Source organism: Flavobacterium algicola (genome assembly GCF_022399565.1).
Lineage (GTDB): Bacteria > Bacteroidota > Bacteroidia > Flavobacteriales > Flavobacteriaceae > Flavobacterium > Flavobacterium algicola.
In genome coordinates this window covers 173,067-187,244 of sequence record NZ_JAJTUT010000005.1, presented here as the reverse complement: position 1 = coordinate 187,244, position 14,178 = coordinate 173,067, and the positions used below count along the sequence as shown (strand labels likewise).

The window sequence follows — 14,178 nt, the reverse complement described above, 5'->3', positions numbered from 1 at the left end:
TCACGCAGTTAAGCATGTCGATTATATAAGAAAATTAAAAGTACTCAATTGGTCAATTCAAAATAATATGTTACTATTTTCTCATGCCGTTTTGCGTGAGAGATAAAAGTGAAAAGCCCGCAGACAAGTGCAGCTATAGCGGAACTTGTTGAGGACTTGTAATGGATAGCTCGACAGCAATACAAAATGCTGAGCGATTGCTGTAGTAGCATTTTGTATTGGTGGCACGCCCTAATTATTTTAAAAAAATTATTCTCCTAATTTAAAGTTGACTGTGATGAATCCCACTTGGGTTTCGGGAGCATTACTGTCGGGTTGCCATTTGTATTTGCGGGCCGTCGCTAGAGCAGGCTCTACTAAACACGGATTTGTGTTGGTCGTTCCTTTGGTATATTTGGCAGCTATAACATTTCCGTTTCTGTTAACTGTAATTTGAACCACTACAGTACCAGATTCGTTGCATTTTTGAACTTCTTTACCTCTAGAACTAATGCTTCTACCATTAAGTCCCCAGCCGCTACCGTTACCTGATCCTGTTCCAGAACCATAATAGGAGCTCGCGTAAGCATCACCATTAATGCTTCCTTTATCACCTGCTTGTGAATCGTTACCTTCACCGCCTTTTGACTTTCCGTCCGATTTTGGTCCGTTTATTAAACTAGATAATGCATCGGTGGTGCTTTTAGAAGGTTTCGGACTTTCCTTAGGTTTTTGTTTTACTTCGGCTTCAGCTACTTGTTTGGTAGGTTGTGTTTTTTTGGCTGTTTTCATCATAGGAGCATCTTCAACATCTTGTGAAAGCACTTCTTCGACTTTAGATGCTGCTGGCTGAGCGGCAGTTGGCTGTGGTGCCGACTGAATAGCTTCTGTAGGCTGTATTTTTCCATTGCCAAATTCGGTCGTACCAAAATTGATGGCAATACCGTTTTCTGGTGGTGGGTCAAGTGAGGTTAGGCCTAAATAGAAGAACAATACAAGTAGTATCCCGAAAATAATTGCGGTGATAGTAAATGATTTTTTTTCTTCATCTGTTTCTAAATATTTCATGTGTAAAATGAATCTTGTTTTTTAAAAAGTAGTCGGTTTATTTTGGTCTTACCGCCAGTACTACTTTTATTTGATTTCGATTGGCAATGTCCAAAACGTTTACCGCTTTCTCAATTGGCACACCTTCTTCGGCTCTTAATATTATGGCTTTTTCTTTATCTGCTGTAAAAAGGCCTAACAAACGAGCTTCTAATTCGGATTCTTGAACGGGTTCTTTGTCAATAAAAAACTCCAATTTTTTATTAATGCTTACCGCAATATTTTTATTACTATCTGTCTTTCCTTTTGCTTTAGGCAATACCAAATCAAGTGCATTGGTTGTTACCATGGTTGATGTAAGCATAAAGAATATCAATAATAAGAATACAATATCGGTCATTGATGACATATTGAACTCGGCGCTTACTTTATTTCTTCCTCTAATATTCATAATTATGCAGGGTCATTTAATAAGTCTAAGAAATCTACGGCATTTGCTTCCATTTGGTGTACAATCTTATCTGTTTTTACGATAAGGTGGTTGTATCCAATGTACGCAATAAGTCCAACTACTAATCCCACTACCGTAGTGGTCATTGCAGTGTAAATCCCTTCAGAAAGAGCTCCAACTTCTATTTGTCCCCCTGCTGTTGCCATTTTATGAAAGGCCTGAATCATACCTACAACAGTACCTAAGAAACCAGTCATTGGTCCAGCTCCAGAAATAGTAGCGAGCATACTTACATTCTTTTCTAGTTTGTAGATTTCTAATTTCCCAGCATTTTCAATTGCAGTGTTAATGTCGTCTAATGGTTTTCCTATTCTAGAAATTCCTTTTTCGATTAATCGTGCCACAGGAGATTTTGAATGTGCGCAGGTCATTTTTGCGTTATCGATACGTCCGTTACGGATGTTATCTCTTATTTGTCCCATAAAACTGCTATCAATTTTTGAAGCTTCATTAATGGCCATTAATCTTTCAAAATAAAGATATAGCGCAACAAATAGCATTAGAAAAAGAGCAGTCATAATAATTTGACCAGCAAGACCTCCGCTAGTTAGCAACTCTATAATAGACAAGGTTTTTTCAACAGGAACCGCTTCGGCTAAATTTTCATTTGCAACAGATAAAGTATCTGCTTGTAACAATAAACTCATATTAATTTTTCTTTATTTATTCAAACGCTAAGATATTATAAAAATTGTAAGTTTTTGAAGAAAGTTAAGTTAGTAAATCCAATTTATGAGTTTTCTGTTAGTTATGTAGTTTTTAGATAGAATTTGGCTACTGCGTTAGTTTACTCATTTTTTGATTAGGTGGTATTTATAATGGTTATAATACGATAAGTAACAAATGTTGAAGATTCCATAGGAGAATCTGAGCTTTGTAATTTTCCTTATTAGGTAATAGTTGTTAAGATAATGATATTTAGTGAATTAAATTTTCCTTGTTTTTGCAATTTTGGATAAAATAGAAGGTTATTAATGAGATATTACTATTTTTACAAAATCATCGCTATCTCAATTTTCTTCTAATGCTCTTAAGGTTTAACTATATTTTTCTTGTTTTTTTTCTAGTTTTTGCAAAGGGGAATTCTCAAAACCGATTTTATCGATTTGTGGATTCTGCAGATGCATATATAGATGATCAACCATTAAAAACAGAAGAATTTTTAAATTTAATTCCCGAACCTGTCACAGTAAATATAAAAGGAAAGTTAGCAGAATATTATCATTTAAGAGCTTTAATTGACGAGAAGAAAAATGAACGAGCAAAATTATTTAATGATTTCCATATTACTTTGCGATACGCCAAAGTCGAAAAGAAATATGATATAGCGGGTACTGCATGCTTAGAATTATTTTTCAATATTTACCGAGTTGGTAAAGATTCCTTGGCCTATAAATATCTTGATGATGCTAAAAGATATTATGTGCTAAGCGACAATCAAAAAGGCCTTGCAGAAGTAAAACAAATGTTTGCCTATGTTGCTCTAGATAAAAAAAATTATAAAAAAAGCAATAAATTAATCTTGAGAGATTTAGATTATTTTAAAAACATAAAGGATGATGCTTACTATTATATGTATGCCTTGTTTATGTTATCTAACAATTATTCTTGTTTAAATGATTTACAGAATACACATAAATATTTTAATTTACTCAAAGGGTTAAGAAATGAGGAAACAATTACGCCCACTTTTTTTGATAAGCATATTGTAACTGTAAATCTGTGCATTGCCAAAACGCATCTTTTGAATAAGCAAATGGATTCTTGCTGGGTATATTTGAAAAAAGCTCAAAATATGCGAGTAAATATGAATGCTAATGATCGGAAAGACTTTTATAGCCTACACATTGATTATTATACTCATTTGGAAGACAGCAAAAATCAGAAAGCATTTATTGATTCTTTAGGGGGATTACAAAAAACAGAATTAGCAAAAATTCTAGAGACCAGCATTGGCGGTGATGAAGCCCTAATTAAAACGGCAGATTCACTAAATGATGCCGAAATAAAGAATGATATCAAAGGAGTATGGATTGGTTTTTTAATTTTAGGTATAATTTCACTCGGATTCTTTTTTGTTTATTTTTATCGAAAGAGAAAAATTAAAGTAAATGAGTTTGAATACTTAAAGATAAATCATGAGAAGTTGAAAGTAAAAGTTAAAGGCTTTGAAAGTTATATCTCGAATTTGAAAAAAGAGGTTAAAACGATTTCATTGACTTATGATGCCTCGAGTCAAAAAACGGAAATCAAAAAATTGTACAATAACATTCACCTCAATTCAAAATCTATTTTAGATAAAAGCGAAAGTCATTTAGAATTGATTAGTGAATTAAATATTGAATTTTTTAATACTATTTCGACACAATATCCGGAGTTAAATGCTTCAGAAATTATTATATGTTATTACGTATTTATGGGTTTCAAGAATAAAGAGATTGCAGTCTTTATCAATTCGACTGTTCGTGCTGTCGAGAGCAAGCGTTATCGAATAAATAACAAATTGGTGCTTCCGCCAAACATAACATTATTAGATTTTTTAAACGGTCTTATTAAGAACCATCAAGAAGTGGTATAAAAAATTCAAGCCCATATCCCTGTATTTTCGGGCTTGCGTAGTAATCGCGTAGTGATTAAAAATTGTTCTATCTCTAGATTATAGATATTTGTAAGACATTAAATCTTACAAAATTTATGAAGAAAAAATTACACTTTCTTGTAATGCCTTCTCCGGCATTTGTTTCATTGCGAAAATTTACAATCCCACTAGAACAAACTTTTTCTTTTGTTGTAGCTAGGTGTAATGAACTTATTTTTCTAAGTACGTTACTAATCTCTTTTTTAATTCAAATCATTTTTTGATAATGCACTAAGATGTTTTATTGTCTAGCAATAAGGCATTTTTTTTATGGACTAAAAACAAATAATTAATTACGCAATAGTTTTAAACAAATCTACAAATTATGAAAACAACAATTGTTTCAGGGTTTCTTTTATTAACTGTTTTAGCATTTGGGCAAGGATCCGGTACTGCTAAATGGTCAAAAATGGGAGAAAACAAATCGGTAACATTCAAACAGGTTCAAACTGATTTTAATAAATATTGGTCTAAGAGAAAGCCCCAAAAAGGTCAAGGTTACAAAATATACAAAAGGTGGGAGAATCAGATAGAGCCTAGAGTGTATCCATCGGGTAATATGAGTTTACTGTCGTCCAACTATGTAAACTTTATGGAATGGCAAAATACAGTTGGAACAAAACAAATTGCTGCAAAAAATAAAATTAGCTTAAAAACAGCTTTGTCAGGTTGGACTTCTTTAAATGGAAATTCAGTACCTGCAGGTTATGATTCAGGATCAGGAAGATTGAGCTTTGTAACTTTTGATCCAATAGCATCTCAAACTATGTACGTGGGTTCACCAGATGGAGGTCTGTGGAAAACCGTTAATGAAGGAAGCTCATGGACAACACATACAGATTTTCTAACGGTGATTGGTTGTTCTGGTTTGGTGATTCATCCTTCTCAAACAAATATTATGTATCTCGCCACTGGTGATAGAGAATCAGACAGGAAAAGTATCGGAGTATTAAAGTCTACAGATGGAGGTGAGAACTGGAATACTACTGCCTTGACATGGGCAGCGACTCCTGCAGATGATTATAAGATTACAAAAATTGTAATGGATCCAACTAATCCATTAATTATGATGTTAGCAACAAATAAAGGTGTTTTTAAAACGACAGACGGTTGGGCTACTAGTGAAAATATTACTACTCCTTTTGACAATGGTGAATTTTATGATATTGAATTTAAGCCAGGCATTTCTGCTCCCGATAGTAATGTAGTCTATGCTTCTACTTATAATGAGATTTTTGTATCTACCGATAATGGAGATAACTGGACAGAGTCTACAGGTTTACCAACTTCAGATGTTGCTCGTGTAGAATTGGCAGTTACCCCTCATAACAATGAAATTGTTTATGCAATCGCAGGAAATTCAGAGAGCGGTTTGAAAGGCGTTTATAAATCTGAAAATAGTGGAGTAAGTTTTGCATTAGTTTATGAAACTAGCAATACAAACCCAAATTTATTGCATAGTGATGCTGATCCTCTTGCAGCTACATCGGGCATTAACGGTGGGCAAGCAGGTCATGATTTAGCAATTGCAGTTTCACCCTTAAATTCAGATTTGATTACAGTGGGAGGTATAAATCAATGGCAATCTACAGATGGTGGAGTTTCATGGGCAAGAATCACACACTGGTCTGGTATTGATGAAAATTATCCAGGTTCTGCATACCCAGAAACGGAAACCAAGCCTTATATTCATGCAGATATTCAGTATATAGCCTACTCACCTCATGAAAATACTACACTGTATACCACTTGTGACGGTGGAATCTCTAGAGGTATTGATGATGGTCAATCGACTTGGGTTGATTTGACAAATAATATTGCAGTAGGGCAGCAAACAAGTATTTCTCTTTCTGCAACAAATGCGGATAAGTATTTTACAGGATTGCAGGATATAGGCTCATTAATAACCTCTAGTCCTGGTCAATGGTCTGTATTGAGTGGTGGTGATGGAGAAGACGGTTTTGTTGACCGTACTAATGAAAACATTTTGGTTTCATCTACAGTTAATGGAGCATTTTATAGAACAAAAAATGGAGTTAAATCTCAGTACTCGGAATTGACAGGTTCAGAATGGTTTACACCAATTCACCAAGATCCGACTGTAGACAATTTAGTATATGTAGGAGGGAGACCAACCTTATATAAAAGTACAGACATATTAACAAATGATGATTATGAAGAACCTACCTGGGTTGCTTTAGGAACGCCACATGCAGGTAATAATATACTGCGTTTTGAAATAGCACCTAGTAATAACCAAGTGATATATGCGATCACAGATGACAAAATTTCTAAATCTTCTGATGCAGGAGTTTCTTGGATGGATATTACGGGCACACTACCAGTAGGAGCCGCAAAATTAAAAAATCTAGCAGTATCTAATACAGATGCTAGTAAAGTTTGGGTTGTATTCTCTGGATACAATGCTGCATCAAAAGTATTTAAAACAATTGATGGTGGAGCACACTGGACTGATGTCAATTCTACAGCTTTGCCAAATTTACCTATAAATACAATTGTTTATGTAAAGGGAAGTGATAATGATGTTATCTATGTAGGAGCAGATATAGGAGTGTATTCATTTGACAACGCGCAAACAACTTGGACTTCTTTCTCCGCGGACTTGCCTAAAAATTCGGTTCAAGATTTAGAAATTTATTATTCGACTTCAACAACTGGAAAATTGAGAGCAGCTACTTACGGTAGAGGTTCATGGGAATCTAGCATAACCTTCACTTCTGCAACACTTTCTACCAATGAAATTGCAATGACATCAGCTGAGGCGCCAATTATCTATCCAAATCCAGTATCAGATGCAATGGTAAACGTAAAATTACAAGATAACAGTAAAATTTACGAGTATGTAATTTACGACCTTAAAGGTGCTGCTTTGTTAAAAGGAGTCTTGGATGTAAATAATACTAAAATTGCAGTGCCTACTTTGACATCAGGCATTTATTTTATTAAAATGATTAACGGAACATCAGTTTCAAATCAAAAAATTGTAATCAAAAACTAATACCGATTACTCATTCCTTAATTAGAGCTGTATGTGAAATGCAGCTCTTTTTTTGGAATTATACACAATGATAACTTCAAAATGAAGTTTCATGAATCTATATAGAGATGCTTCAGAAAATTAAACAAACTTCTATCGTATTAACTACACTATTTTATTTAGTGCAATTCAGTTTGTCTTTCTCGGGCGGTACTATCGATTGTGTACAGCAAGCACGGCATCAAAATCAAATTTCAAAAATAAATTCCATCACTCATAAAACCATATTATTAACAGAGTGGAAGCAATTGAATAACAAAAAAGAGATTAAAATTAATCAAGACTATTTTGATATTCATTCCTTCTCTATTGTCAGTAATTATGTTGTTTTAAAAGTAGTGAAAGATGATTTTGAAAGTGATATAATAGTTGGCTTGCAGAATCTTTTTTTAAAAGCTGGGTCCACATCAAAAAAGCAAAGTAAAGTAATAAAAGGAATTATCTTTTATGCCACGCTACACGCTGTCGAAAGCCTGCAATTAAAAACCATTAGTAAAGTTACTAAACTTATGGTGATTGGGATGAGGTCTATAGGTACAATTCGAACTGTCATTTTTCTAATTGACAAGCCTCCCATTTGTTTTACTTATTGAGCAATTCTTTTTAATGTAAAATAATAAAACACTTCATGAAACACATCTACCTTCTTGTAGGGCTACTTTCTACACAATTTTTCTTTGGTCAGAAATCAAAAGATACCATCAAAAATATTTCTCTAAATGAGATAAAAATTAATACTGATCGTTATTCTGAAACCAAAACTTTTCAGAAGATCGCAACACTTTCGCAAATAGATATTGCATTTCAAAATACCCAGAGCACAGCAGATTTACTGGCAAATTCTGGTACCGTTACCATTCAGAAATCACAACAAGGAGGCGGTAGTCCTGTTATAAGAGGTTTAGAAGCTAATAGAATTTTATTACTCGTAGATGGAATCAGGATGAATAATTTAATTTTCCGAGCAGGACACTTGCAAAATGTAATTACGATTGATGGAAATATGTTGCAAGAAGTTGCGGTCCTTTTTGGACCTTCATCGACGTTTTATGGTAGTGATGCTATGGGGGGTGCGATTAATTTAAAGACAAAAGACCCTTTGTTATTGAATAAAGCAAATCGTAAGATCTCTGGGAATTTATTTTCTAGATATAGCAGCACTAATGATGAGAAAACAAATTACGTAGACTTTAATATTGCACTGAACAAATGGGCTTTTTTAACAGCTGTGTCAACAAGTAATTTTGGAGATTTAAGAATGGGAGCAAAGAAAAATGGTAATAATGATTTCTTTGGTGAACGTCTTTATTATGTGGTGACGGAAAATAATGTCGATCGAATAGAAGCAAATTCGAATAAATTAATACAGAAGTATAGCGGATATAAACAATACAATTTGATGCAGAAAATCATTTTTCAGCAAAATGAGAAAATGCAACATGGTCTAAACTTTCAATACGCAACAAGTTCAGATATTCCGAGATACGATCGATTGACAGATCTACTAGGAACCAATGGCTTAAACAGCGCCCGTTGGGATTACGGACCCCAGAAAAGATTGCTTGCGGCATATAAAATGAATAGTAAAGATTTATTTTTGAATACAGATCTCAATTTTGGGCTTCATTATCAAACTGTTGAAGAAAGCCGAATAACTAGAAAATTTAATAGTGATAATACCAAAACACAGTTAGAAAAAGTAAACGTTTTTGGTGCCAGCTTCGATTTAAAAAGTCATTTAGGTTTGGGAGAGTTGCTTTATGGAGCAGAATTTTTTTATGATAATGTACAATCAATAGGCTCTTCCCAAAATAGAAAAACAGGGGAAATCGTTACGGCCGATTCGAGATATCCAAATGGTCTAAACAACACAGTTCGTACAGATATTTTTGCAATATTTACCAATGCGATTTCGCCACGTACATCCTATAATATCGCTGCAAGAACTGGATTTGTAAATCTGAAAAGTACAATTAAGGATAATTCTATTTTTCAGTTTCCTTTCACAGCCATAAGTCAGTCTAATTTAACATACAGTGGTGCTTTGGGTTTAATTAGTAAAGGTTCTTTTTCAAAGGTATCTTTTAATCTAGCTTCTGCCTTTAGAGTTCCAAATATAGATGATGTTGCTAAATTATTTGAATCGGTACCAGGCACATTAATTGTTCCCAATCAAGATTTAAAACCTGAAAAATCTATAACAGCAGATCTGACAATCAGTTTGTTTAAAAATAAACTTATCCAACTCGATAATACTTTTTACTATACGCGTCTGTATGATGTAATTGTCACAGATGCGTTTACCTATAACAACCAAAGTACAATTATTTATGAAGGAGTCTCTAGTGTAATACAGGCCAATCAAAACCAAGGGAAAGCGTATATCACTGGTTTCAATACATCTTTGAAAGTGACTATTGCAAAACCCTTGTCAATCTATGCTAACTTTAATTTTACAGAGGGTAAGATCGTAAATGAAAGTAATAATTCTCCTTTAGATCACATTCCTCCAGTGTATGGAAAAGCAGGTATTGTATATGATAATGAGATTGCTCATGTTGATTTTTATCTTTTGTACAATGGATCTAAAAACATTAATAAGTACCTATTGAATGGAGAGGATAACGAAAAATATGCTCCTGCAGGAGGTATGCCAGGATGGAAAATTTTTAACTTGAAAGGATCTTTTGCTGTCTTAAAATCGTTACAATTGTCGGCTGGGATCGAAAATATAATGGACATACAATACAGAACTTTTTCATCTGGGATAAATGCTTCGGGTCGAAATATTTATTTCGGAATGAATTATAAATTTTAATAAAAATAAAAACAGGCTGTCTTTGTAGACAGCCTGTTTTATTATATAGGGTAAATGATTCCTGAACTATGATCTCTTGAAGCCCCTGTTACACTGCTTAAGACATTTACTTCATCTCTGAGTTTTAATACTCCTAATAAAGCAAATATCACTGCCTCCTTGTATTCTAAAATTTTATTTTCGGGTATGATAATTTGCAATTTTGGTAAATGATGTTGAATTCTTTCTATTAAATATTCGTTATAAGCACCTCCGCCCGTCGCCAAAAGTGTTCCTGATTTTTTTGGTAGGGCATGAGCCGTTTGAGTAGCAACATGCTCAATAAAGGTCGCTAATTTATTTTTGATCGAAATGTCAAATGATTCCATGATAGGTAACACTACTTCTTTCACAAATTCAAATCCTAATGACTTCGGATGTTTTTTTTGATAAAATTCTAAAGCATTTAACTGCTCTAATAATAATTGATCTACTTCACCTGTTCTTGCAATGGCTCCTTTATCATCGTATTCTAAATTCAATTTATTGGCATAAAAGTTTAAAATCGTGTTTACGGGAGAAATGTCAAAAGCGATACGTTTTCCATTTTCTGCAAATGATACATTAGAGAAACCTCCTAAGTTCATACAGTAATTATAACTCGAAAAAAGGATTTGGTCACCAATAGGAACTAGAGGAGCACCCTGACCACCGAGTTTTATATCTTGAACTCTAAAGTCACATACGACAGTTTGCTGCAGTAGATTTGCGATTTCGGGCAAATTGCCTATCTGCAATGTAAAACCATCTTGAGGTTGGTGTAAAATTGTATGTCCGTGGGAGCATATCGCATCTAAGTTCTCAATCTTATGCTTGCTTACAAAGTTGAGAATTATCGAAGAGAGTAACTGCGTGTAATCTCGATTCAGTTCCTGTATCTGCCCATGGGAGAAAGTGACTGCATTTTTTAAAATTGATAGCCAAGAGCCATTATAAGCAATGGTTTCACTTTGAATAATATCAAAACTCCATTGATTATCTATTATCGTAAAATGTATTTGAGCCAAGTCGACACCGTCAAGCGAGGTGCCAGACATAACGCCTAATACATGATAGTTATCTTTTTTGGTCATATGAAATGTGTTTTAAAAATTATATGCATGCATAGTTGTTTAAGTCATATAAATAGAGTAATTTTCTATAGGGTAAATTTAAGGATTCTATTTTAGAAACTTTGAAAATTATTTATAAAGCATTGTACCATTCAATAATTATATCAATATATGGATTTTAATTTATCAGAAGAACAGTTAATGATTCAACAAGCGGCTCGCGATTTTGCTCAAACAGAATTACTGCCAGGAGTTATAGAAAGAGATGAGTTTTCTAAATTTCCTACTGAGCAGGTCAAGAAGTTAGCCGAACTCGGATTCTTAGGAATGGTTGTGGCTCCAGAATATGGAGGTGCGGGCTTAGATAATCTTTCATATGTGTTGGCTCTCGTAGAATTGGCAAAGGTAGACGCCTCTGCAGCCGTTATAATGTCTGTCAACAATTCACTAGTTTGTGCTGGGATGGAAAAATATTGTAGTGAAGAACAAAAACAAAAATATTTAGTTCCTCTTGCCAAAGGGGAAGTTTTAGGTGCATTTTGCTTATCAGAGCCAGAAGCTGGTTCAGATGCTACTTCACAAAAAACGACTGCAATAGATAAAGGAGATTATTATTTATTAAATGGTACAAAAAATTGGATTACAAACGGATCATCTGCATCGACCTACTTGGTAATGGCGCAGACAGATATCGAAAAGGGGCACAAAGGAATCAATGCCTTTATTGTAGAAAAAGGTTGGGCTGGTTTTGATATTGGTCCGAAAGAAAAGAAAATGGGAATTCGAGGTTCAGATACACATTCATTGATGTTTAATGATGTAAAAGTTCCAAAAGAAAATAGAATAGGAGTAGATGGTTTTGGATTTCAATTTGCCATGGAAGTTCTTAATGGTGGTAGAATCGGAATTGCTGCTCAAGCGTTAGGTATTGCGACTGGTGCTTATGAACTAGCATTAAAATATTCGCAGGAGCGAAAAGCATTTGGTAAAGAAATTTTTAAACACCAAGCTATTGCTTTCAAATTAACAGATATGGCGACTCAAATTATGGCTGCCAAAATGTTGTGTTACAAAGCAGCGGTAGAAAAAGATGCAGGTCAAGATATTACTCAATCAGGTGCTATGGCAAAATTATTTGCTTCGCAAACGGCTATGGATGTTACGATTGAGGCAGTTCAAGTACATGGCGGTAATGGTTACGTCTCAGAATATCACGTAGAACGCATGATGCGCGATGCAAAAATCACGCAGATATATGAAGGAACATCTGAGATTCAAAAAATAGTGATTTCAAGAACACTTATTTCATAATACAAACTAGTCGGTTTAATAGAAATCCATCTTTACATCGGTAGAGATGGATTTTTGGTATAAAAGATGCTGTAAATGCAAATTCTAATTCGAATATAATTAATAGGAGTGAAAATTCTATTTAAATCAGCGAGATCTAATTGTTGTTTCTTTGCGTATATGACTCAAGTAAAGAAAATAGTGCATTTGTAGAAAATTAGAAGGACGATAATGATTTGTGATATATTTTAATTCTTACTAACAAAGTCGCAATGCATGAGATATCTTTGCATTATATCACGCACCACTATAGTCAACAAATAATTTATGCAAATTTTAAAAAATATAATGGTAGGCTTCGCAATAAGCTTCCTTGGTTCCCTTCCTCTTGGTTTTCTTAATGTTGTTGGTATAGAAGTTTACGGTGCACTAGGGCTTAAGGGTGCCTGCTTATTTATTCTGGGTATAATACTAGTCCAGGCTATAGTATGTTATTACACATTAATTTTTGTAAATGAATTGCTGCAGAATAAAAATCTAATGAAATGGATCGAAATTTTTGGAATTTTCTTTTTCTTGATCATTGCTTATATTTTTTACAATCATACTGGTGATCCTGCTCACGGTGGTGGCTATTTAGAAAGCTATCATGGCTGGCCCATTTTTTGGGTAGGCGCTTTTTTAAACAGTCTAAACTTCTTGCAGATTCCGTTTTGGCTGGTATTTCATCTTTATTTTATCAATAAAAAATATATTGAAGTTAACAATGGTCTTAAGTTTTACTATGTAGGCGGTACAATGGTTGGCGTTTTTTGCGGAATGTTGCTAGTTATTTACTTTTTGGGTAAAATAGCAAAAGAAGTTAGTTTTTTGACTGATTATATTATCCCAATAATTTTGCCTGCTCTATTTGTAATAATGGCCATTTTTCAAATTTATAAAGTATATACAAAATATTATTTTAAGAAAGCTAAAGTGTCATAAGGACTTAGATACTCGGTAATAAATTCACTTTAGATTAAATCATTTTGTGTATTTTTGTTAGATGAAGAATATAATTATCACAGGAACTAGTAGGGGGATTGGTTACGAATTGGCCTTGCAATTTGCTAATGCAGGACACCAAGTTTTAGCCCTTTCTAGAAAAACGCCGCATATATTATTAGAACACAAAAATATAAGTTGTTTGTCTGTCGATTTATCGACGGAGGATGATTTGGGTAAAGTCACAAATTTTATTAATAATAGCTGGGACAAAATTGATGCTATTATTCATAATGCAGGTAGTTTGATCAACAAACCATTTCTTGAATTATCGCAAAATGATTTTGAGAGCGTTTATAAAGTAAATGTTTTTGCTGTAGCCAATTTAACGAGAATAGCGTTGCCTTTTCTTCAAAAAGGGAGTCATGTAGTAACTATAAGTTCTATGGGTGGAATTCAAGGAAGTTTGAAATTCCCAGGACTAGCAGCTTATAGCTCTAGTAAAGGAGCTGTAATTACACTCTCAGAATTATTAGCAGAAGAGTATAAAGATCGCGGTATAGCATTTAATGTATTGGCTTTAGGAGCAGTACAAACTGAGATGTTAGAAGAAGCCTTTCCAGGTTACCAAGCACCAGTTTCGGCAGAAGAGATTGCTAATTATATTTATGATTTCACACTTACAGGAAACAAATTCTTTAACGGAAGAGTGATCCAAGTTACTTCGTCAAACCCCTAACACTTTTTTTAATATTATAAATT

Annotated in this window: 11 protein-coding genes; 7 read left to right on the top strand and 4 right to left on the bottom strand. The window is 33.8% G+C overall.

The features are described from left to right. Positions 1-249: 249 nt before the first annotated feature. The 3 genes from LXH21_RS16295 to LXH21_RS16285 are packed head-to-tail and all read right to left on the bottom strand — an operon-like array spanning position 250 to position 2,184. Entirely contained in the window at positions 250-1,047 is a 798-nt protein-coding gene (locus LXH21_RS16295) for a TonB family protein (protein WP_239868381.1), read from the bottom strand. 37 nt (positions 1,048-1,084) lie between these two features. Next, the gene (locus LXH21_RS16290) at positions 1,085-1,477 is read right to left on the bottom strand and encodes an ExbD/TolR family protein (RefSeq protein ID WP_239868378.1); all 393 of its coding nucleotides are present in this window, start codon (positions 1,475-1,477) and stop codon (positions 1,085-1,087) included. 2 nt (positions 1,478-1,479) lie between these two features. Further along, a complete protein-coding gene (locus LXH21_RS16285; protein ID WP_239868375.1) occupies positions 1,480-2,184 on the bottom strand; it encodes a MotA/TolQ/ExbB proton channel family protein in 705 nt (234 codons plus the stop codon). 377 nt (positions 2,185-2,561) lie between these two features. Here LXH21_RS16285 and LXH21_RS16280 point away from each other — a divergent pair, with 377 nt between their 5' ends. The 4 genes from LXH21_RS16280 to LXH21_RS16265 all read left to right on the top strand — a co-directional run bounded on the left by LXH21_RS16280 (position 2,562) and on the right by LXH21_RS16265 (position 10,051). Beyond that, on the top strand, positions 2,562-4,115 hold the full coding sequence (locus LXH21_RS16280; protein ID WP_239868372.1) for a helix-turn-helix transcriptional regulator: 1,554 nt from the start codon (positions 2,562-2,564) through the stop codon (positions 4,113-4,115). Positions 4,116-4,500: 385 nt separating this feature from the next. Beyond that, positions 4,501-7,194, top strand: coding sequence for a T9SS type A sorting domain-containing protein (locus LXH21_RS16275; protein WP_239868367.1), 2,694 nt, complete (start codon positions 4,501-4,503; stop codon positions 7,192-7,194). 107 nt (positions 7,195-7,301) lie between these two features. Next, positions 7,302-7,826 carry a hypothetical protein gene (locus LXH21_RS16270; protein ID WP_239868364.1) on the top strand — a complete coding sequence of 175 codons (525 nt, stop codon included), beginning with the start codon at positions 7,302-7,304 and terminating at the stop codon, positions 7,824-7,826. Between the two features lie 35 nt (positions 7,827-7,861). Continuing rightward, entirely contained in the window at positions 7,862-10,051 is a 2,190-nt protein-coding gene (locus LXH21_RS16265; RefSeq protein ID WP_239868361.1) for a TonB-dependent receptor plug domain-containing protein, read from the top strand. 41 nt (positions 10,052-10,092) lie between these two features. Here the strand turns inward: LXH21_RS16265 and LXH21_RS16260 are convergent, their stop codons facing one another. Further along, complete coding sequence (locus tag LXH21_RS16260) at positions 10,093-11,163, bottom strand: anhydro-N-acetylmuramic acid kinase (RefSeq protein WP_239868358.1); 1,071 nt, start codon at positions 11,161-11,163, stop codon at positions 10,093-10,095. A gap of 150 nt (positions 11,164-11,313) precedes the next feature. Here LXH21_RS16260 and LXH21_RS16255 point away from each other — a divergent pair, with 150 nt between their 5' ends. The 3 genes from LXH21_RS16255 to LXH21_RS16245 all read left to right on the top strand — a co-directional run bounded on the left by LXH21_RS16255 (position 11,314) and on the right by LXH21_RS16245 (position 14,155). Continuing rightward, positions 11,314-12,453: an acyl-CoA dehydrogenase family protein gene (locus LXH21_RS16255; RefSeq protein ID WP_239868355.1), complete on the top strand. Its 1,140-nt coding sequence runs from the start codon at positions 11,314-11,316 to the stop codon at positions 12,451-12,453. Between the two features lie 306 nt (positions 12,454-12,759). After that, entirely contained in the window at positions 12,760-13,416 is a 657-nt protein-coding gene (locus tag LXH21_RS16250) for a hypothetical protein (RefSeq protein WP_239868352.1), read from the top strand. Positions 13,417-13,477: 61 nt separating this feature from the next. Then, positions 13,478-14,155 carry an SDR family NAD(P)-dependent oxidoreductase gene (locus LXH21_RS16245; protein WP_239868349.1) on the top strand — a complete coding sequence of 226 codons (678 nt, stop codon included), beginning with the start codon at positions 13,478-13,480 and terminating at the stop codon, positions 14,153-14,155. The last annotated feature ends 23 nt before the right edge of the window (positions 14,156-14,178 follow it).